At 43.5% G+C, this 18,674-nt stretch carries 22 protein-coding genes; 16 read left to right on the top strand and 6 right to left on the bottom strand.

The genetic code is table 11. The features are described 5' to 3' along the window. Positions 1–50: 50 nt before the first annotated feature. The 6 genes from FO447_RS02135 (at position 51) to FO447_RS02110 (ending at position 3,272) form a co-directional block, all read left to right on the top strand. Positions 51–842 carry a ParA family protein gene (locus tag FO447_RS02135; protein ID WP_117586516.1) on the top strand — a complete coding sequence of 264 codons (792 nt, stop codon included), beginning with the start codon at positions 51–53 and terminating at the stop codon, positions 840–842. Positions 843–887: 45 nt separating this feature from the next. Then, complete coding sequence (locus tag FO447_RS02130; RefSeq protein ID WP_144150486.1) at positions 888–1,199, top strand: hypothetical protein; 312 nt, start codon at positions 888–890, stop codon at positions 1,197–1,199. A 175-nt stretch (positions 1,200–1,374) separates the two neighbouring features. Beyond that, entirely contained in the window at positions 1,375–2,268 is an 894-nt protein-coding gene (locus tag FO447_RS02125) for a DNA cytosine methyltransferase (RefSeq protein ID WP_233547169.1), read from the top strand. 12 nt (positions 2,269–2,280) lie between these two features. After that, a complete protein-coding gene (locus tag FO447_RS02120; RefSeq protein ID WP_117586517.1) occupies positions 2,281–2,526 on the top strand; it encodes a hypothetical protein in 246 nt (81 codons plus the stop codon). Positions 2,527–2,534: 8 nt separating this feature from the next. Beyond that, on the top strand, positions 2,535–2,810 hold the full coding sequence (locus tag FO447_RS02115; protein WP_117586518.1) for a hypothetical protein: 276 nt from the start codon (positions 2,535–2,537) through the stop codon (positions 2,808–2,810). Positions 2,811–2,936: 126 nt separating this feature from the next. Next, positions 2,937–3,272 (top strand): hypothetical protein, encoded by a 336-nt coding sequence (locus tag FO447_RS02110; RefSeq protein WP_147337064.1) that lies wholly within the window; start codon positions 2,937–2,939, stop codon positions 3,270–3,272. Positions 3,273–3,458: 186 nt separating this feature from the next. Here the strand turns inward: FO447_RS02110 and FO447_RS02105 are convergent, their stop codons facing one another. The 6 genes from FO447_RS02105 to FO447_RS02080 form a co-directional block, all read right to left on the bottom strand. Beyond that, positions 3,459–4,001 (bottom strand): hypothetical protein, encoded by a 543-nt coding sequence (locus FO447_RS02105; RefSeq protein WP_118313379.1) that lies wholly within the window; start codon positions 3,999–4,001, stop codon positions 3,459–3,461. Positions 4,002–4,012: 11 nt separating this feature from the next. Beyond that, positions 4,013–4,324: a hypothetical protein gene (locus tag FO447_RS02100; RefSeq protein WP_147381977.1), complete on the bottom strand. Its 312-nt coding sequence runs from the start codon at positions 4,322–4,324 to the stop codon at positions 4,013–4,015. Positions 4,325–4,481: 157 nt separating this feature from the next. After that, complete coding sequence (locus FO447_RS02095) at positions 4,482–4,718, bottom strand: hypothetical protein (protein WP_117588281.1); 237 nt, start codon at positions 4,716–4,718, stop codon at positions 4,482–4,484. Between the two features lie 1,292 nt (positions 4,719–6,010). Continuing rightward, on the bottom strand, positions 6,011–6,241 hold the full coding sequence (locus FO447_RS02090; RefSeq protein WP_117588092.1) for a hypothetical protein: 231 nt from the start codon (positions 6,239–6,241) through the stop codon (positions 6,011–6,013). Positions 6,242–6,383: 142 nt separating this feature from the next. Beyond that, on the bottom strand, positions 6,384–6,629 hold the full coding sequence (locus FO447_RS02085) for a hypothetical protein (protein WP_147382000.1): 246 nt from the start codon (positions 6,627–6,629) through the stop codon (positions 6,384–6,386). Positions 6,630–6,676: 47 nt separating this feature from the next. Then, on the bottom strand, positions 6,677–7,018 hold the full coding sequence (locus FO447_RS02080) for a hypothetical protein (RefSeq protein WP_200757449.1): 342 nt from the start codon (positions 7,016–7,018) through the stop codon (positions 6,677–6,679). A 574-nt stretch (positions 7,019–7,592) separates the two neighbouring features. Between FO447_RS02080 and FO447_RS02075 the strand changes: the two genes are divergently transcribed. From FO447_RS02075 to FO447_RS02030, 10 genes are all read left to right on the top strand, one after another. Then, positions 7,593–8,060, top strand: a complete 468-nt coding sequence (locus FO447_RS02075) for a hypothetical protein (RefSeq protein ID WP_144150460.1) — start codon at positions 7,593–7,595, stop codon at positions 8,058–8,060. Positions 8,061–8,068: 8 nt separating this feature from the next. After that, positions 8,069–8,395, top strand: a complete 327-nt coding sequence (locus FO447_RS02070) for a DUF4134 family protein (protein WP_118255880.1) — start codon at positions 8,069–8,071, stop codon at positions 8,393–8,395. Between the two features lie 141 nt (positions 8,396–8,536). After that, the gene (locus tag FO447_RS02065) at positions 8,537–8,845 is read left to right on the top strand and encodes a DUF4134 domain-containing protein (RefSeq protein WP_117588093.1); all 309 of its coding nucleotides are present in this window, start codon (positions 8,537–8,539) and stop codon (positions 8,843–8,845) included. A 16-nt stretch (positions 8,846–8,861) separates the two neighbouring features. Next, positions 8,862–9,170: a DUF4133 domain-containing protein gene (locus FO447_RS02060; protein ID WP_117588088.1), complete on the top strand. Its 309-nt coding sequence runs from the start codon at positions 8,862–8,864 to the stop codon at positions 9,168–9,170. Positions 9,171–9,200: 30 nt separating this feature from the next. Next, positions 9,201–12,125 carry a TraG family conjugative transposon ATPase gene (locus FO447_RS02055; RefSeq protein WP_200757447.1) on the top strand — a complete coding sequence of 975 codons (2,925 nt, stop codon included), beginning with the start codon at positions 9,201–9,203 and terminating at the stop codon, positions 12,123–12,125. Positions 12,126–12,130: 5 nt separating this feature from the next. Beyond that, positions 12,131–14,797 carry a PspA/IM30 family protein gene (locus tag FO447_RS02050; RefSeq protein ID WP_200757445.1) on the top strand — a complete coding sequence of 889 codons (2,667 nt, stop codon included), beginning with the start codon at positions 12,131–12,133 and terminating at the stop codon, positions 14,795–14,797. 37 nt (positions 14,798–14,834) lie between these two features. Next, entirely contained in the window at positions 14,835–15,794 is a 960-nt protein-coding gene (locus tag FO447_RS02045; RefSeq protein ID WP_119249476.1) for an ORF6N domain-containing protein, read from the top strand. An 11-nt stretch (positions 15,795–15,805) separates the two neighbouring features. After that, a complete protein-coding gene (locus tag FO447_RS02040) occupies positions 15,806–16,636 on the top strand; it encodes a hypothetical protein (RefSeq protein ID WP_200757443.1) in 831 nt (276 codons plus the stop codon). A gap of 137 nt (positions 16,637–16,773) precedes the next feature. Then, entirely contained in the window at positions 16,774–17,478 is a 705-nt protein-coding gene (locus FO447_RS02035; RefSeq protein WP_117587977.1) for a DUF5045 domain-containing protein, read from the top strand. A gap of 278 nt (positions 17,479–17,756) precedes the next feature. After that, entirely contained in the window at positions 17,757–18,497 is a 741-nt protein-coding gene (locus FO447_RS02030; RefSeq protein WP_118312261.1) for a hypothetical protein, read from the top strand. The last annotated feature ends 177 nt before the right edge of the window (positions 18,498–18,674 follow it).

Here is an 18,674-nt window from a genome sequence, read left to right as displayed (position 1 = left end):
GGCGAAAATAACTATATAGTCATATAATTATATAAAAATACAACGCAATTATGAAACATTACGCAAAGATTATTTCCTTCGCCAACCACAAAGGTGGCGTTGGTAAGACAACGACAACAGCAAGTATGGGTTCAATCCTTGCCTCCAAGGGTTACAAGGTTCTCTTGGTAGATTTGGATGCCCAGGCAAACCTCACGAGTTCACTCTTGAAGAAAGAGGTCACAACCACCATCTATGATGGCTTGAAATCCCAGTCCTCCACCTCCCTTTATATATATAAGGTACGTGAGGACATCCGTTTGGACATGATACCAGCCGATTTGAACCTAGCCCAGGCAGACTTGGAGTTGGCAGGAAAGATGGCGAGAGAGAGAATCCTCTCAGAGTTGTTGGAGAACTACAAGAGCGAGTACGACTACATCCTCATCGATTGCCCACCTTCCCTTGGGTTGCTCACCCTGAATGCCCTCACGGCATCCGACTATGTGATTATCCCTTTGGTAGCAGAAGTCTTGCCATTTAACGGATTGAAGATGATCTTCGACTTCATCAACCAAATCAAGAAGTTCCTCAATCCAAAGGTAAACATCTTCGGTATCGCCATCACTCGATGGGAAGGAACGAAGCTCAGCAAGAACATCGAGGAAGGTTTGAGAAAGCAGCTGGACGATTTAGTGTTCACGACAAAGATTCGCAAGAATGTCACCATCGCCCAGGCACCATTGGAGGCAACGAACATCGTTGACTACGACAAGAAGAGCAATGGCGCACAGGACTACATCGCCCTGACCGAGGAGTTTTTGGAGAGAATGGTATTAAACAATGTAACCATCAGCAAGTAGAACGTAAAATTAGCAGTTATGTCAAAGAGCATCAATTCAAACGCAATGGATTCCCTGTTACAAGGGTTGACAGGGAAGACCGAAGAACAGGAAGCTGTTCCTACACAAGAATGTCCTAGCGAGGCTCCTTCACCTACCAGGCGAAAGGAGAAACCACGCTATGAGGTAATCAGCACCATGGTTGATCCAGATGTGATGAGTAAGGTACGAACCATCGCCGACATCGAGGGAGTGGCCATCAAGGAAATCATCGGAGTTGGCCTCGATATGTTTATCCGCAAGTATGAGGAGCTTCATGGAAAGGTGCGTGTGAAAAAGCCCAGAAAAGGGGATATTTCCCAAATCTTCAACTCGTAGGCATCGTTCCCCTTCCTCCCAGTGCGGCAGCAGGTTTAATAATCTATACCTGAAAACACCGAGGGGTGAAAGGGGGCGAGAAGCCCCATTAACAAACGATACCACCATCAAGAACACCTTGACCCACGCAAGCGTATTCTCGGGGATAGGCGGAGCGGAGCTTGCAGCCTCCTGGATGGGATGGAAGAATCTCTTCCATTGCGAGATACAGCAGTTTCCAAGGCAAGTTCTTGACTATTGGTTTCCAAATTCAGAAAGTTATGAAGACATCACCAAGACAACCTTCACGAAGTGGAAGGGAAAAGTCGATGTTCTCACAGGCGGATTTCCCTGTCAGCCCTTCAGCTATGCAGGAAGCAGAAAAGGAGCGGAAGATGACCGCTACCTCTGGCCTGAAATGCTACGAGCGATTCGGGAGATACAGCCCACTTGGGTCGTTGCTGAAAACGTTGTTGGCATCACGACGATGGTACAACCCAGCAGTGTCACTGAAATGGGACGTTCAGACTTTCTCTTCGAAGAAAGTGTTGTATGTAGAGAAGAATACAGGTACATCCTCGATGCCATCTGTGAAGACATTGAGCGAGAAGGATATGAAGTCCAACCGCTTGTTATTCCAGCTTGTGCCACAGGAGCGCCCCATAGAAGAAACAGGATATGGATTGTTGCCCACCGTACAGACACAGGGCTTGAAACGTTGCAACAAGAAGGGCAAGACGGAGTTTCTGCCCCTGCACCTCCTCCCTACGCCTACAGCTGCGGAGGCGACCAAGTACACCACCAAGCTCAATTCCAAGAGCCAGATGGGAATGGGACTGACAGCCCTTGCCATGAACGGCAAGCTGCCATCACCGAAGAAAGTAGCAGAGGAAACCGGGGGTTCACAGGGTTCCCGTCAGTTCAACCCACTATATGCAGAGGAGATGATGGGCTTCCCTTCGATGTGGACGACCTTGCCATTTCTGAAGGAAAATGGAGAAAGGAATCCATAAAGGCATACGGCAATGCCTGGGTTCCGCAAGTGGCTTTGGAGATATTCAAGGCCATAGAAGAGTATAATAACAATTAAAGAACAAGACAGATGAGAAAATTTTTCAAAGACAACATTTGGCTATTTGCCATTGTCGCCGCAATCTTGGTCATACAAGGTATATTGGGCTATTACAGGAAGAACCAAGTTGCCGAAATGAACAGACTTTCCGGCAAAGAGAAAGTAAAAGGCCGTGACATATCACGTACCATAGATGAGTTCAAGTATAAAGGAAAGACCTACACCTTTGTCATCTATGAGAGAGGTGTAAACATGGAAGTAAGAGAACTAAAATAAGTTGCACAATGGAAAAAGTTGACATATTTGACCAAGAAATTGGCAGGGCAGCCATAGAATGCAACGGCAACCTTGTAGTGGTTTTCAATGGCAAGAAAGCATTTTGGTTCAAGGAACAAATCGAGAGTTTTGTAAAAGAGCATCCCGAAGCACCTCTTCCACTCTCTGTGTTTTGCGTGACAGTCTCGAAAGTAGGCGAACCTTGCAAGTACAAGAGCACAGGCAATTCCTTCAGTTTCGTGGCTAGAAGCGTTTCCCGCAGAGAAGCATTGTCGGAATATTAAGCAATACCAGAAATCAAGATGAAAGTCATATTATTACCAAAAAATGTTTGGGGATGCAAAGGAATAGATTGTTATAACAATATCCCAGAGTGCTATCCCCACAGAGCATTCTTCATAGAATGCGAAATGTCCATAATTCCTCGAAAAGGAGAATTCATCATGCTCTCCGACTACGAAGACATGATATTCAAGCAGCTTTACAGCCAACTATCCAATTCCGACAGTGACCTGCACTTACTATTGGAAGAGATTCGAAAAGAAGACAACAGGACACCATCCTACCTAAGGAACGTAAAGGAGCTAGAAGACAAGTCTCTCCTGCATATGGTGGTGTATGGCGACGAGCATGAAGAAATTTTCAACGAAGGATTGACGGATTATCGCTGGCTTGTGGAAGAAGTAACCTATAAGATAGGATATTCTGGTGAGACAGTGTTTGTTACCATATCTCACACATATTAATAACAAAATAGTCTCTGTTTTTAGTGTAAACACTCCAAAAGCAGAGACTATTTCGCTACAGAAAATAGAGAGTCCCTATTGTATTTTACAGAAATCAACAGTAGTATTTCGCTTTTCTGCCTCTTCCCTCATTTTTCTCATTCTGGCAATCACCATTTCATTGTATTAAATATCATTCTTTTCCATTTACTTGTCTTCCAAAGATTTTAAATAAGACACATTTTCCAAGCCATCAACCATCTGCAAAGTCTTCCAAGCATTGCGGCGTTCCTCCGATGAAAGCTCTTTGTCTGTTCCGTCATCATTACCAACATAGATATTATGTTTCAACAAATATGCCAGAAGCAATCTTTTCCTTGTAGCTTTCAGTTCCTTCTTGAAGTTTTCCTTGTGAAAATCGAAGTAAGTAAACAACTCGGCATATTGTGAAGGAGTAAGTTCCAAGGATATATGGCTATTCTTCTCCTTATACCAAATCTCACCGTCGCCCAAGATTTTCTCACTGCACATAAAGAACAGCTCCTTCAGCAAGTGGTCACATCCAACATTGAAGACATATTCTTTCTTTTGTTCGCTCTCATTCAAGATGTCCTCCAAATTAACACCCAGGGTAGAGCAAAGCCTAACCATTGCCTTTCGAGCATTAATGGCTTCTCCCTCTTCCCCTCTCAAAGCGAGTTCGTTCAGTTTCAGAATTTTCTGTTTAAAACTCTCATACTTTTCTTCCATATCATCAAATTTTAAAAATTATATTCCATTCTCAGAGCCTTGTCGAAATCACATGAGTTGACGAGTCTCACCATCCCCTTTTTCTTGGCATAGCTGTAGTTGCCAACAATTCCATGCTTGTTCAGTATCAATTCCACTACCCGAACATCCTCGTTGTTAAGTTCATTGAGCAGACACCCCATCAGAACAAAGTTCCTAGCCTGTGCTTTAGTGACAGGAAAGACTTTTCCCTGAAGCATTTGCTTCTTATAGGGTTTTCCTGCAGGAACAACGTTGGCACTATGGTTCATATACACCATTCGTTGCCAAGAAATCTCATTCATTCTCATATCATCTATATTTTTGAAGTTACAAAGATAAGTGATGGAACTTAAAATGACTGCTATAAAATGATATATCTTTCATTTTTAACATATACCACCACCTTTGCCTAACATAAAAAGAAGCACAGGAGAGGTTATTCACCTCTCCCGAAAGAATCTATGAAGTCTCGTTGATGTCGTAGATGAAGAAGTCGTTCTTAGCGAAGACTCCAATCATTCCCACACCAGCTACCACTGCTCCAGCTATTATCAGCCAGATGGCCAATCCCTCATCAAGGAAGCGCATGTTACCACCCATGAAAGCAAAAGCCATCATTGCCACTCCAAACATTGAGAAGAAAAACAAAGCGTTTTCCACACTCATCTTCTTGAGAAACTTAATAATCTGTTTCATTGTCAATCTCATTTTAACGGTTCAACTTTAAAAATTATACTTTGGATTTCCGGAACCTTCTAGCCTTTTACAGTTATTTGTTTCGTTCGATCCGATATTTTTTTTTATCATACCTCGGCGTGTCCTTCGCCTCCTGTAGCCTTTTTACGTGCAGAAAGGATGGCAGCCCAGAGGAGTCAGAACGCCAAGGAATTTGGCAGAAACTTTTCAGGAATACCCAAATAAGAATTATTTGCGGAAGGCTTCCAGAAAAGTTTTAGCCAAATAAGGAGTCCTCTCCTGGTACTTGGCATCTGACAGGGCCGCCATAACTTTGCACAGGAAAAAGCAAGGGAGGGCAGACGGCACGCTACCGCTTCAATAAAAAAGTGAGGTCGAACAACAGAAACAAATATGAAAACATAGATATAAGAAAAGTAGAAAAGAAAAATATAGATATAGCACTGTAGTTCTATAGGTAGAAACAATTATATTCTTATAGAACTATATACTTATATAAATATATAAAGAAATAAGAAAATAAGGAAATATAGAAACAGAAAAATAAGATTCCGAAACTTCGGCTATAGATATAGGAGCGTAGAGGATGGCACACTTGTGAGGAGAATGGCATGTCCATGTGGCTTGGAGGGAGGGGTAGCCTGGCTTTCAAAATAGGTGGAGATGGGAAGGAAGTCCATCTTCGCCAAAAACGGAAGCAAGCCTACCCTGAAAGAAAAGTCCTCCTCGCATGTATGCCATCCGCCAAGGGGTGTGGTGGCCAAAGCCCCACATGAAGGTTCGACCTATCTCCCTTGCTGCTCTATGGCTTCATAGTGCAGTTTCTCCAGACTTTCAGGAGAACTCAGTGAAGCCGAGGATGGATGAAAGTCAGGAGAAAGGGAATAAAGCGAAGCCATAGACATAAGAAAAGCGCAAATGTTCCAAACAGCTACTATTTGGAACATTTACCAAGACACCCATCGGCGATACCGCTTTACAGACGAAGCTGAACGGTTCGCCTGTTGGCTGCGAGAGGGAGCAGCCGAAAAATTAAGAGGCAGCAATGCAACTTGCCACCTCTATAAACACTTAAAGTTCTTTCAACCATTTCTTACCAGCTCTTGTATTGCTCCACAGCAATATGCCAACAGCAATAATAGCCAATTCTGTCATTGTAAACGCTAATGATTTCTGGATTTACCTTACAAACTATCAATCCATTTTTTCCCCATTTTGGTGTTTACCCAAAAAGCAAGCCCTGCTGCTATTATTGCAACGCCTGTCATAAAAATCAACAATGAATCCATACTTTATCTTTTTAAAATTTTATTACCAACATATGCAAAACCAACTGTTGCTATAAGACACCCTGCAAATAACCATATTGTTTTTTCTGTCATTGCAGACTCATCTTTTGTAAAATACGGCAAGAACGTTCCTAATAGGCCTGTACCAAATGAAGTCTTACTTAAGTCATAAAAATACCTTCCTAATGTTTCTCTTGCCGTTTTAATCTTTTCTTTTTCTTCTTTCTGTCCCATTTTGTTTAATTTGATGGCAAAGTTACGAAAAAATTTCGTAACTTGCAAGTTATTTTTCTTAAATTTCTCCTATCCGTGCACCTTTCTCTTGAATTTCACATATTCAGGTGCAACAACTCTGATGTGATAGGAATCAGCGTTATCATACTTTCTGCTTTTTATATGAGTTTCTCAACATTGGCAACAACTTAGAGTAACCTATCAAGGAAGGAATTGACAATCCTTCTGGATGACGAAGCAGCACCTTCCAAAGATAAACGTTTGCTTCCCCAGGAATCGGAAACTTAGGTTCTTCCTTATCCATTCTCTCGCAAAGTTTGACACCATAATGACTGAGGAGATAGTTCATCTGTCTTTGCGTAGCAGCCATTTTAAATCTTGTTTCCATTCTGTAGCTTAGTTATGGAGAGGTGGTTAGCCTCTCCGTTACCTTTGTTAGTCAGTGATACGATAATAATAATCAAGTTCCTCCCCTTTCAAGTTGTTCTTGGCATACTCAGCAGCCATATCATACAACTGGTTGTAGAGTTTGGCAAGAAGAATGTTCTTCTTATACCATTGCCAAATCTTATGGTTCAACACCATCACCATTTCCGTAAGATAGGCATAGTTGCCTTTCCACTCAGTGAAAGCACGCTTGAACGTATCATTTACAGCCTCATTGCCGAACTTATCAGCGATGGAGAAATCCTCCCAAAAAGTAGTGATTGGTTTGTAACCAAGCTCACTCTCAACGTTCCACTTAGGAACACTCACTCTTAATGCAAGTCCTGTCATAATCATTCTATTTTATTGGTTCAACATAAATGAATTTATACTTCGGATTTCTGGAATCCTCTAGCCTTTACAGCTTTTCGTTCCGTTCGATCCGATATTTTTTTTATCATACCCCGGCGTGTCCGTCGTCCCCTGTAGCCTTTTTACGTGCAGAAAGGATGGCAGCCCAGCGAAGTCAGAACGCCAAGGAATTTGGTAGAAACTTTTCAGGAATACCCAAATATGCAATATTTGCGGAAGGCTTCCAGAAAAGTTTTAGCCAAATAAGGAGTCCTCTCCTGGTACTTGGCATCTGGCAGGGCTGCCATAACTTTGCACAGGAAAAAGCAAGGGGGACATCGAGCAACGCCGCTACTTGCAAATAAAAGATGAGGTCGAACAAAAGGGACGAAAATGAAAAATTAGATACAAGAAAAATACAAGCTAGCTATAACTTATTGATTATCAGCAAAGAGAAAGAGGGTTATTAGAAAAAGAATATGTTAAATAAAAAGGTATATCGTGATTTTCGCCCCTATATTGCAAAAAAGTAGTTCCTTTGCACCCGAATTTTTAACAAAACAAAATCAAGACAATGGGAGCATTTTGGATATTCGCAGCAATATTGACATTTGTCTATATCGTCTATTATGCCGTTATAATGGCCATGGACACTGTAGGCGACAAAGGTAAGAAAAAGAAAGACGTAGAGGTGTTTGCCGTTGGCAATTCCTCACAAGAAGCGTTTGTCGAGGAACCAACCTTCATCAAGGAAAAGGAAGCCTTGCCAGACACCTCTTCGGCAAAACAAGAAACCATCCCATCGGAAGCCACCGTCCAAGAGCCTTCCATCTCGCCAGAGGAAAGCGGCGAGGACATAGCCTCCAAGATTATGGCAACGGAAGACTCCGAGCTATATGCCAAGGCTGTGGCAGCCAAGGCTGAGATGGTGAAGGTAGTTGCCGAGAGTGAGGATGAGATAGCAGCCGCAGACTATGACGACAAACGCCTAGCCTTGTTGGTTGCCGAAGGCGATGATATGGCAGAAAGGATGAGCATATGAGAAAGATAATGAAGAAAAGGTATTTTCTAGCCTTTCTATTCACGGCAATATGCCTTACGGCCTCCGCCTCCTGTGGTACAACCGATTACAGCGGAAGCTCAGGAAAGCTCTATGACATGGTAGTATACGTCGTTGCCATGTGCAGTTTGACTGTTCAGCTACTATATGCCATTGCAGCCGTCTTGTCCATCTACAGTGCTACCAGCATCTACATCAAGTTGCAAGCAGGAGAGGAAGGCTTCACCAAGAGTGTGATGGTGCTTGTAGGCAGTTGCCTCTTCATGATAGGTGCAACCATCGTGATGCCAGCATTCTTCGGGTTCAACTTTGGTTAAATTAAATTATAGATAATAACAATCAAAACAAAAAAAGTATTTATGAAAATTAGCATTTTTAAAAACGCAGTAAGCGCAAAGGACTTTGTGTGCTCTGCAACCAAGGGCACAAAGGCTCTAGTTGGCAACCCAAGAGTAGCCATGGTGTTCACTCTCCTCTTTGTCTTTACCCTGGGAATGTTTGCCCAGAACACCGCTGGTGACTATTCGGCAGGAACAACAGCCTTGGGAACGGTGACCACCGAGATTGCCAAGTATGTTCCAGTAGTGGTGAAGCTCTGCTATGCCATTGCAGGTGTCGTTGCCGTGGTTGGAGCCATCTCCATCTACATTGCCATGAACAATGAGGAGAACGACATCAAGAAGAAGATTATGATGACCGTGGGCGCATGTATCTTCCTTGTGGCAGCTGCCCAGGCATTGCCATTGTTCTTTGGTGTAACCAACTAATCGTCATCAATAAATTATGGCAAATGAGAGTCAAGAGCAATATCCTGACTATCCAGTATTCAAGGGACTCCAAAAGCCCCTTGAATTTATGGGTTTAAGGGGTAGGTACATATATTGGGCTGCAGGAACCGTTGGAGGAGGCATTTTAAGTTTTCTCATCGGTTACGTTGCCTTCGGTTTTCTAGTAGGCCTTGTCTTGATTACATCCATCGTAGGCTTTGGAGGAGCGATGATATTCATCAAGCAGCACAAGGGCTTGCATTCCAAGCACTCACCTGTGGGTGTTTTCATCCTTGCCCATCTTGTGGAACATCAGAAAAGATGAGCAAGTTTATCATTTAATAAATTCATAGATATGATTTTACTTTTCGTTTCGGTCGTTTTCATTTCCATCCTCGTAGGTATGGCTATTTCCGTAGGTGCGTTCGGCACTGGAGGAAAGAGAGCCAAGATCTTCGAGGATATTTATTTCAGCATAGAGGAAGTGGATGGCATCGGCGTGGTATATACCAAGAAAGGCGACTACTCCGCCGTTCTGAAGATGGAGAATCCAGTGAGGAAATATTCCGCCGACACCGATAGCTATTACGAGTTCACATCACTCATGGCATCAGTGATGCAAGTGCTTGGAGATGGCTATGCCATCCACAAGCAAGACATCTTTGTGCGCAAGCAGTTCGACATGAGCAGCATCAAGGGCAAGAACAAGGATGCCAAGAAGCGTTTCCTATCAGATGCCTATTTCCGTTTCTTCAACGGAAGAAGCTACACAGAGGCAACCACCTATCTCACCATTACCCAGAAGGGCAAGAGTGGCGGACTGAAAGCCTACGACAACAACAAGTGGAGAGATTTCAACGTAAAGATACAGAAAGTAGCCGACCGATTGAAGAGTGGTGGAATCACATGCCGCTTCCTTGGCGCAAGGGAGTGTCAGGAGTTTGCCGACCGCTTCTTTGCCGTTGACTTCAAGAATCCTACCACAGGCATGACCGACTTCAAGGTTGACAGTGAAGAAATCGGCATGGGCGACCAACATGTAAAAGTATATAGCCTGCTGGATGTTGACAACGTAGGTTTGCCAGGCATGATACGCCCCTACAGCGACACCGTGGTGAACAACTCGGTGATGCCAGAGGACTTGCTGTCGGAGCTAGACCATATCCCAGGTGTAGATACTGTCATTTACAACCAAGTCATCTTCTTCCCGAACCAAAAGAGGGAGATGGCAAAGCTAGACAAAAAGAAGAACCGTCACGCTTCCATTCCAAACCCATCCAACCTGATAGCCGTAGAGGACATAAAGGCAGTTCAAGACGAGGTGGCAAGAAATGGCAAGCAACTCGTATATGCACACTACAACCTGGTGATAAAGATAGAGGCAGACAAGGACTTCCAGAAAGTCACCAACAACCTAGAGAACATCTTTGCCAAGTATAGCATCCATATCTCCAAGAGAGCCTACAACCAGCTGGAGCTGTTTGTGGCGAGCTTCCCTGGCAACTGTTTCCGTCTCAACCAAGACTACGACCAGTTCCTCACCATCTCGGAGGCCGCCTTGTGCCTGATGTACAAGGAACACCAGGCGAAGGGTGACAACTCCCCCTTGAAGTGTTACTATACCGACCGCCAAGGAGTGCCAATGCCAATAGACACGACAGGTAAGGAAGGAAAGGTGAAATACACCAACAACAGTAACTTCTTCGTCCTAGGTCCTTCGGGAAGTGGCAAGAGCTTCTTCATGAACACCGTGATGCGCCAGTATTACGAGCAAGACACGGACATCGTGATAGTAGATACAGGAGATAGTTACGAAGGCTTGTGCAGTTACTTCGAGGGCACCTATATTTCCTATAGCAAGGAAAAGCCAATCTCCATGAACCCTTTCAAGATTACCAAGCTGGAGTATGACCAGAACTTTGGCGAGAAGAAGAACTTCCTGAAGAGTCTCATCTTCCAGATATTCAAGGGAGCGGAGATGCCGTCCAAGATAGAGGACACCATCATCAACCAAACCATCGTGGAGTATTTCGAAGCCTACTTCAATCCGTTCGAAGGCTTTACCGACGAAGAGCGGCAGAAGATGAAGGACACCCTCCTTCTCCAAGACAAGACCAACGGCAAGTATGAGGAGTATGAGCAAGAATTGGAAGAGAAATATGGAGAGGACTTCGACTTTGAATCAGCCACGGCAGAGGCAAAAGATGGCAAAGACCTCACCAGACAGCAACGCCTGAAGGGGAAGTTGCAAGCAGTCATCGATGACGCTGCATCCACCGAAGGTGAAAAAGAGAATGCCAAGAAGAAACTGATGCTTCTCACCCCGGAGGTGATAGAAAACAACTATCTCATGCGCATCGAGCGCAAGCTGGAAAAGATAGAGAGACAGAAGAAAAAGCTGAAAGTAAAGGAACTCTCCTTCAACACCTACTATGAGTTTGCCTTGGAGCGCATTCCTCAGATACTGCACCAACAACATATCGAGTTCAACATCAATGACTTCGCCGCCATCCTCAAACCTTTCTACAAGGGAGGAGAGCAAGAGTATATCCTGAACAACGACTTGGACAGCAGCCTGTTTGATGAGAAGTTCATCGTTTTCGAGATAGATAAGGTGAAGGACGATCCAGTTCTCTTCCCTATCATCGTGCTCATCATCATGGATGTGTTCACCCAGAAGATGAGAATCAAGAAAGGCAGAAAATGCCTGGTCATCGAGGAAGCATGGAAAGCCATCGCCACCCCAGTGATGGCCAACTATATAAAATACCTCTACAAAACCGCCAGAAAGCACTGGGCGATGGTTGGTGTTGTGACACAGGAGATACAAGATATCACCTCCTCCCCTATCGTGAAGGAAGCCATCATCAACAACTCCGACGTGTTCATGTTGCTAGACCAAAGCAAGTTCAAGGACAAGTTCGCTGACATCAAGGCCACCCTCGCCCTCACCGACAACGACTGCAAGAAAATCTTCACCATCAACCGTCTGGACAACAAGGAAGGCAGAAGCCCATTCAAGGAAGTATTCCTGAAGAGAGGGCAGAACGGCGAGGTTCTTGGAGTGGAGGAGCCACCGGAGTGCTACATGGCCTATACCACGGAGAAAGCCGAGAAGGAAGCCTTGAAGCTCTACAAGAAGCTCATGGCCACCGACTACCAACATGCCATCGAGCAGTTTGTGAGCGACTGGCACAACAGCGGCATCAAGAAGAGCCTGGAGTTCTCCCAGAAAGTACTGAAGGAAAAGAAAGTGTTTTACTACAAGAACAAGCAATGAAAACCATGCGTAGATTAAGTGCTATAATAACTATGCTGTTGCTAGCCACCTTGCCGATATTCTCCCTGTCCTATCATGCGGTGAACGTTGACAAGGTGACGGCTGCAGCCATGACCGCAGCTTACGCTTCGGAGGCAGAGATGGAGGCGATGAACACCAGCAACCTGCAAAAGATCGTTGACCATTACAAGAGTGCCACCGTAGCCACTGCGGGAATTTTACTATCCAAGAAGAAGGACAGGGATGCCATGCGTAACCCTGGCCTTTTTGCGTCTGAGGAAAACTACTATTACAAGCGCATCCTCAACCTTGTGAAGAACGGTATCATGCCAAAGTTGATAACCGTAGCCTCCAAGATGGTGAAGCAACCCCAAAATGCCATCTACTGGGGGCCTTACCTGTTCAAGACCACCGAGAACGTGGAACAGCTTTGCAAGCAGTTCGAGCTAGTTTGCACCAATGGCAAGCTTAGTTTCAAGGATGTGACGTTCCTCCTCATCAACGATGACCTGCGAAAGATATTCGACCTAGCGCAGATGGGTGCAAATACCAACTGGGGCGACCTGTTGGACAAACTTGGAGACTTTGGCGACGGACTCACGAAAGAGGACATACAGGAAGACTTCAAGAACCTTGGTAGCCTCTTGGCCTCCATTGGTGGAAACACCATCGACAGCAACTTGCAAGAAGGAAGCAAGATAGGCAAGATTTTCCATATGAAGCCCAAGGAGATTGCAGACCTCTACAAGCACTTCAAGGAGCAATACGACAAATACAAGGAAGCAGGAAACGTGGAGAACATCCTGATGCAAGTAATCCAGACCGCCGATGCCGACGGCGTGGCCAGACTTTTCAAGGTTGACGACTACAACATCACAGGCTATATCAGCAACTACATCAAGGAGATGCAGGGACAATATTACACCCAAAGATGGTACATAGCCCAGGTGAACAGTGGCTCGCAAGTCCTCGCCACCTACAAGCCGTCCCCACCTACCAACACCAACAACAACGACAACTGGCCAGGATGGATATTCAAGTGCAACTCCCAAAAGAAGACAGCCCCACCCTATCCAACCCTCACCACCTCGGAATACAATCAGTTAAAGAGCGCAGCCGAGAGTGAGACAGGATGGAATGCGACTAAAAAAGCTGATTACGAGAAAAAGAATCCAGGACATACCATAACCCTCAGCTATCAGACCGTTTCCTATAATTACATCTGGGACAAGAGCGGAGGAACCTTTTCGCATTCCAAGCACGAAAGAGGTAAGCATTTCTGCGTATATATGACAGTTACGGACACTTGGAACATCAAGGATGAGGTGTATGAGGAAATCTTTGATTCCCAGACCATGAACCTGGAAATCTTCAAGAAGAAGATGGAATCTCGCTTGAAATACTACCAAGACCAAGAGGCCGACAAGGAAGGCAGCACCCTCTCCTATAAGCTGTGCTCCGACCCACCAAGATACTATGCCATGGCCGATGAGAAGAAGATGGAAGGCTGCAACTCCGTAAGTTTCACAGCCACCTGTGACGGAGGAGCATCCCTAGGAGAAGGCAGCTTCAACTGGAAGGAGAACGGCAAGCAAGGCAGTTCCCTCAATGAGAAGTCAAAGGAGTTTGCCATGCGCAGCACCCCGGACTCAGAAAATAACAATGTGGATGACCTTCTCACCAAGCAAAAGGAGTATGAGGCACAGATTTCCACCTTGAAGCAACAGATTTCCAGCAACGACAAGAAGCAGCAAGAGCTAATAAAGCAAATTCAGCAAGCCCAGTCGTTGGGCAACCAGGACAAGGTGAAGAGCTTGCGCAGCCAATATGATTCCATCACCAATGAGACGGCAAGCTTGAAGCAACAGCTCAACAATACACAGAAATTCCTCAACGAGTTGAACAACAATGTAAACGAGTATTACGAAGACCTTGCCGACAACTTGGACGGTCCCTACAGGATACCATCCAACATGAAGGAATTGGAAGGCATGTACCAGCTGCAATGGACAGACGATGGCAACTGGGTGGAAGGCAGCAGCCAATATATCTTTGTAAGACATGGCTATTGTCCGTCGGTGAAGTCAACGGTGACCTATACAGCCACCCTCACCTTGCAACAGAAGCCAAAGTATTTCCTTGGAATCAGAATCCATCGAGCCATATTGTCCGTGGATTTCAAGCTCACTAGCGAGTATTCCAGCGACAATGTCGTGGCAGTCATCAAGCTAGACATGAACAAGAGCGAGAAAGAAAGAGCCGACGAGGTGAATGCCAAGCTGAAGGAATTGATGGAAGACATGCCCAACTGCAGCATCAACATCAAGTACAACTATGCTTCAAAAGCTGATGATGACGAAGACGAAGACGGCATCCATCTGCTATGGGCTAGCGACCGCCTGGATGTAGCAAGAGAAGTTGACTACCAGCTCACTTCCATCTACTCACAGCTTGTCATCTTGGAGAAAGTGATGCAAGACAGAGAAACCATCCTCGACTTCCTGAAGCACAAGATATTCGATGTAGTGAGCAGGGCATCCAGAGGAGCCATCGCCGAGTATGCACTTACAAGATGGGAAGATGCAAGTATGGCGGCAATGAAGAAACAGGCAGGAGTAGAGGACAAGAAAGAGAATACCCCATCCACACAAAAGTCTGACAAAAACGTTTAAGGTCACAATTTGTGATCTTAAAAATAAAGATAGCAATATGGCAGATAATATAGAACATCAAGATAAAGGAGAACTGGTCGCAAATTGTGACCAGTTACAAAATGATGAAGTCGTAGTTACCACTCCTGTAGAAAGTCGAATAATGTCTATTCGTGGAAAGCAGATTATGATAGACAGAGACTTGGCTGAACTTTATGGAGTGGAAACTAAAAGATTAAACGAGGCTGTAAAACGTAATATAGAACGTTTCCCTGAGCGTTTCCGTTTTCAACTAACTAAGGAGGAAATGGCTGAACTGGTCGCAAATTGCGACCGGTTCAATATTTTGAAGCACTCAACAGTTCGTTCATATGCTTTCACGGAGCAGGGAGTGGCTATGCTCTCCACTGTTCTTAGAAGTGAAACCGCAATTCGTGTAAGCATACGTATTATGGATGCATTTGTTGCAATGAGACGTTTCATGGTGACAAATGCAGAAGTTTTCCAACGTCTTTCAACAATGGAGTACCATCAACTGGAAATGCAGCAACATCAGCAAGAAACAGACAAGCGCATAGACGAAGTATTCCGCAGATTGGACGAGGGCAATGCAAAGCCGAAGCAAGGTGTGTTCTACAATGGGCAAGTTTATGATGCCTATACTTTCGTGTCCGACTTGATTAAGAGTGCGAAGAAGCGTATTGTCCTTATCGACAACTACGTTGACGAGACTGTACTGACATTGCTCGATAAAAGAGATAATAACGTGTCTGCGGTTATCTACACTCAGCAGATAAACCGTCAGTTCCAACTCGACATAGACCGTCATAATGCTCAATATGCACCGATTGATGTTGAAACATTCCGTTTGTCGCATGACCGCTTCCTTTGTATAGACGATGATGTATATCACATTGGAGCCTCCATCAAAGACTTAGGTAAAAAGTGGTTTGCCTTTTCCAAGTTAGACATACTATCCCCAGATATGCTCATTGAAAAAATAAAAAGTAACAATTAAAAACGAACGGTATGAGAAAAAAGAACCATAGGTACTATACCTATTATATAATAGTGGCATTACTGGCATGGCTTCCAACAAAAAGCCACGCCCAGTTTGGCATCAACGACATGCCATCCATAGAAGCGATGATTTCCAACCACAAGACTGTAAGAACAGCCTTGGATATAAGAATGATAGCTGAGCTAGGAGTAGAACAGGCACATGAAGGCTCGCAGAAAAGCATCGAGGGATATCAGGAATCCAGCAAGAGGCTTGATAAATACAAACGCTGCTTTGACATCATCGACCTCATTTTGAATGGAACAGCCACGGCTTTTCATGGAGTAAGAACCTATCAAAGCTGCAGTAGCAACATCAAGAGCTACCTACAGCTTCTGAACGAGTATGAGGAAAAGATACTCTTGAAGGGCAAGATATGGTCATCGGACACCATCATCTATACAACAAGCAAGCAAACCATAGAGGATATAAAAAGTTCCGCTTCCAGCATCTATAAATCCTATATAGATTTGTCAGCCTACCTCACAGGAACGGCAGAGTGCAAGACAGAATCCATGATGCTCTGCTTGCAATGTATCAATGAGAACATGGATGCCATCGACGCATCTGTCAGAAACGCCTACCTAACCCTTTGGAGCTACATGACCATTCGCCTGGGGTTCTGGAAGAAAGAGATATTCAGAGCCAAGACCATCAGGGAGATGGCGTTGGAGGCATATGACACATGGAAGAAATCGCAGTACATTGCCTACAACAACCTTCAAAGCCCTTCCACCGAGAAACATAAGGCTTTGGGAGGAGGGGGCATTCTCGGCGGCAGGTCAAGAGAAGACATTTAGTTCCAATGGATAAAAGGCATATATAAGTATAGGCTTATATAAAACAATAAAGAAACAGACATATAAGTATATAAAAATATAATTATATTAAGCAATAATCAATGAAACATATAAGAATTTTATTTTCATTAGTGGCAATGTTATTCATCTCCACGACATCAAGAGCGCAAGGAGCCGAGGTTACCTATATTCATGAAGATGACATCATGAATCAGTTTACAGTAATGGAAACTGGTGCTGGCAGTCTTAAACCAAGAGAATACTATCAACTTATGCACAAGAGTTACCAAAAAACAGCAGCAGCCACCAACAAGTTGAGTTTTCGCTTGGAAAATCAAGTATTGACCAACAAGGAAGTTCCTTTAGCGGAGAAAGTGGATTCCGACTTGGTAAAGAGAGAGAAGGTAGAAGCCACCAACATCGCTACAAGAACACCAGGCGCAGGCGATGTCGCCTGGATGATGGAAAAGGGAAAGATAGAGAGTAAGATGAACACCTTCGAAAGCAACATCAACAAGATAGTAAGCTATGGAGGCAGCAGCGATGACTTCAAGAACTGGAAAGACATCTACAATAGTCTCGACTGTGCCATCAAGCTCATCAGAAAGTCCTATCTAGACCTAGGCAGTCGAAAGAAGGAATATTTGGCCATCTACCAAGACATAGTGAAGCGCAACCTCTCCCTCACAGGACAACTAAGATATTGGAAAAGTCTAAAGACTGTCAAACAAGCCCAGCAGAAAGCAACGAAAATAGACAGGCAATCAAGCAATACGGTGATAGCAAACAATGCCATGCGAAGATGGCAGAACGCCATGGCCGTGGATGGTTTCTCCAAATAAGCAAACAAATACACCTATATTCGCATAATTATATAACCATATAAAAATATAATTATATAAGAAAATAAAGAAATATAGCAACAAAGAAATAAGGCAATAATACAATAAAGAAACAGAAAAATAAGGATATAAATCAGTCGTTTTACTCAAAAGTACAATAAAATATATGTGAAAACTAAACTTTTAGTTAATAATGTTGCTCAATTCAAGAAAAAGCTGTACCTTTACAGCCAAAAATAGGTAAAACGGCAATAATGTCAAACCAAAGAGTAAATGATATGAGTAACAAAAATTACAACAATTATAGCATAGCAAAGAAAACAATAGCAGTAGTATTCCTTAGTTTGATAGGAATGCTAAATGTGATGGCACAGACTGGGACGGTAACACGTAAATTTTATATGAAAGGATACAACAACCATCCAGATACGTGCCTCACTACTTTATTTATAAATGATGGCAGTTTTTCTGGACTTAATCTAACTCTTTCCTGCTTCGATAAAGGAGTAAAAATTAAGGCTGGATTAGAAACAAAAAATAGACCTAATTGTTTGACTGACTTTATTAATGAATTAAAATTTATAAAAGAAAAATATATAGAGTGGTCATCTATAGCAAAGGAAAATGGTGTGAAGAAATATTCCAAGGAAATCGGTTATTACAAAAACAATCCTGCATTATTTCTTCAAGCTACTAAAAACGGTTTTGAATACTATCAAGACATGAAAATCGCAGCTATACATGAAGTACATGCCATGTTTAATGTAGATGAAAAAGGAGAGTGTAATGTTTTTATGGGGTGGAATGGAATTCCTTTTATAAGAACCAAAGGTTACAACGAAGGAATGCTTACATCCTATCCTATCAAAGAAACTTTTTCTGTGTCGCAAGTTTGTTTTAATTTCAACAGCGAACAACAAATACAGAGTTTAATCGATGCTCTTAATTTGGAAACTGCAAAATCAGAACTACTCAACAAAACTGAAAAGGATAAAAATCTTGATTCTTTATTCAAATAATCATAAGCCTCTTGCGTTAGCAAGGGGCTTTGTTGTATATTCACCTCAATAATCTATACCCTTGCATTAACACCGAGGGGTTAAAGGGGGCGAGCAGCCTCATTTATAACAGTTTACACGATACACCTTAGAAAAAGAATATGTTAAATAAAAAGGTATATCGTGTTTATGCGGCCA

The organism is Segatella copri (assembly GCF_015074785.1).
In the GTDB taxonomy this organism is placed as follows: Bacteria; Bacteroidota; Bacteroidia; order Bacteroidales; family Bacteroidaceae; genus Prevotella.
This window is presented reverse-complemented; position numbering and strand designations above follow the sequence as displayed.

What these genes read in the sequence shown, in the direction of transcription:
- FO447_RS02135 (WP_117586516.1), top strand. Translation starts at nt 51, where the DNA reads ATGAAACATTACGCAAAGATTATTTCCTTCGCCAACCACAAAGGTGGC.
- FO447_RS02130 (WP_144150486.1), top strand. Translation starts at nt 888, where the DNA reads ATGGATTCCCTGTTACAAGGGTTGACAGGGAAGACCGAAGAACAGGAA.
- FO447_RS02125 (WP_233547169.1), top strand. Translation starts at nt 1,375, where the DNA reads ATGGGATGGAAGAATCTCTTCCATTGCGAGATACAGCAGTTTCCAAGG.
- FO447_RS02120 (WP_117586517.1), top strand. Translation starts at nt 2,281, where the DNA reads ATGAGAAAATTTTTCAAAGACAACATTTGGCTATTTGCCATTGTCGCC.
- FO447_RS02115 (WP_117586518.1), top strand. Translation starts at nt 2,535, where the DNA reads ATGGAAAAAGTTGACATATTTGACCAAGAAATTGGCAGGGCAGCCATA.
- FO447_RS02110 (WP_147337064.1), top strand. Translation starts at nt 2,937, where the DNA reads ATGTCCATAATTCCTCGAAAAGGAGAATTCATCATGCTCTCCGACTAC.
- FO447_RS02105 (WP_118313379.1), bottom strand. Translation starts at nt 4,001, where the DNA reads ATGGAAGAAAAGTATGAGAGTTTTAAACAGAAAATTCTGAAACTGAAC.
- FO447_RS02100 (WP_147381977.1), bottom strand. Translation starts at nt 4,324, where the DNA reads ATGAATGAGATTTCTTGGCAACGAATGGTGTATATGAACCATAGTGCC.
- FO447_RS02095 (WP_117588281.1), bottom strand. Translation starts at nt 4,718, where the DNA reads ATGAAACAGATTATTAAGTTTCTCAAGAAGATGAGTGTGGAAAACGCT.
- FO447_RS02090 (WP_117588092.1), bottom strand. Translation starts at nt 6,241, where the DNA reads ATGGGACAGAAAGAAGAAAAAGAAAAGATTAAAACGGCAAGAGAAACA.
- FO447_RS02085 (WP_147382000.1), bottom strand. Translation starts at nt 6,629, where the DNA reads ATGGAAACAAGATTTAAAATGGCTGCTACGCAAAGACAGATGAACTAT.
- FO447_RS02080 (WP_200757449.1), bottom strand. Translation starts at nt 7,018, where the DNA reads ATGACAGGACTTGCATTAAGAGTGAGTGTTCCTAAGTGGAACGTTGAG.
- FO447_RS02075 (WP_144150460.1), top strand. Translation starts at nt 7,593, where the DNA reads ATGGGAGCATTTTGGATATTCGCAGCAATATTGACATTTGTCTATATC.
- FO447_RS02070 (WP_118255880.1), top strand. Translation starts at nt 8,069, where the DNA reads ATGAAGAAAAGGTATTTTCTAGCCTTTCTATTCACGGCAATATGCCTT.
- FO447_RS02065 (WP_117588093.1), top strand. Translation starts at nt 8,537, where the DNA reads ATGGTGTTCACTCTCCTCTTTGTCTTTACCCTGGGAATGTTTGCCCAG.
- FO447_RS02060 (WP_117588088.1), top strand. Translation starts at nt 8,862, where the DNA reads ATGGCAAATGAGAGTCAAGAGCAATATCCTGACTATCCAGTATTCAAG.
- FO447_RS02055 (WP_200757447.1), top strand. Translation starts at nt 9,201, where the DNA reads ATGATTTTACTTTTCGTTTCGGTCGTTTTCATTTCCATCCTCGTAGGT.
- FO447_RS02050 (WP_200757445.1), top strand. Translation starts at nt 12,131, where the DNA reads ATGCGTAGATTAAGTGCTATAATAACTATGCTGTTGCTAGCCACCTTG.
- FO447_RS02045 (WP_119249476.1), top strand. Translation starts at nt 14,835, where the DNA reads ATGGCAGATAATATAGAACATCAAGATAAAGGAGAACTGGTCGCAAAT.
- FO447_RS02040 (WP_200757443.1), top strand. Translation starts at nt 15,806, where the DNA reads ATGAGAAAAAAGAACCATAGGTACTATACCTATTATATAATAGTGGCA.
- FO447_RS02035 (WP_117587977.1), top strand. Translation starts at nt 16,774, where the DNA reads ATGTTATTCATCTCCACGACATCAAGAGCGCAAGGAGCCGAGGTTACC.
- FO447_RS02030 (WP_118312261.1), top strand. Translation starts at nt 17,757, where the DNA reads ATGAGTAACAAAAATTACAACAATTATAGCATAGCAAAGAAAACAATA.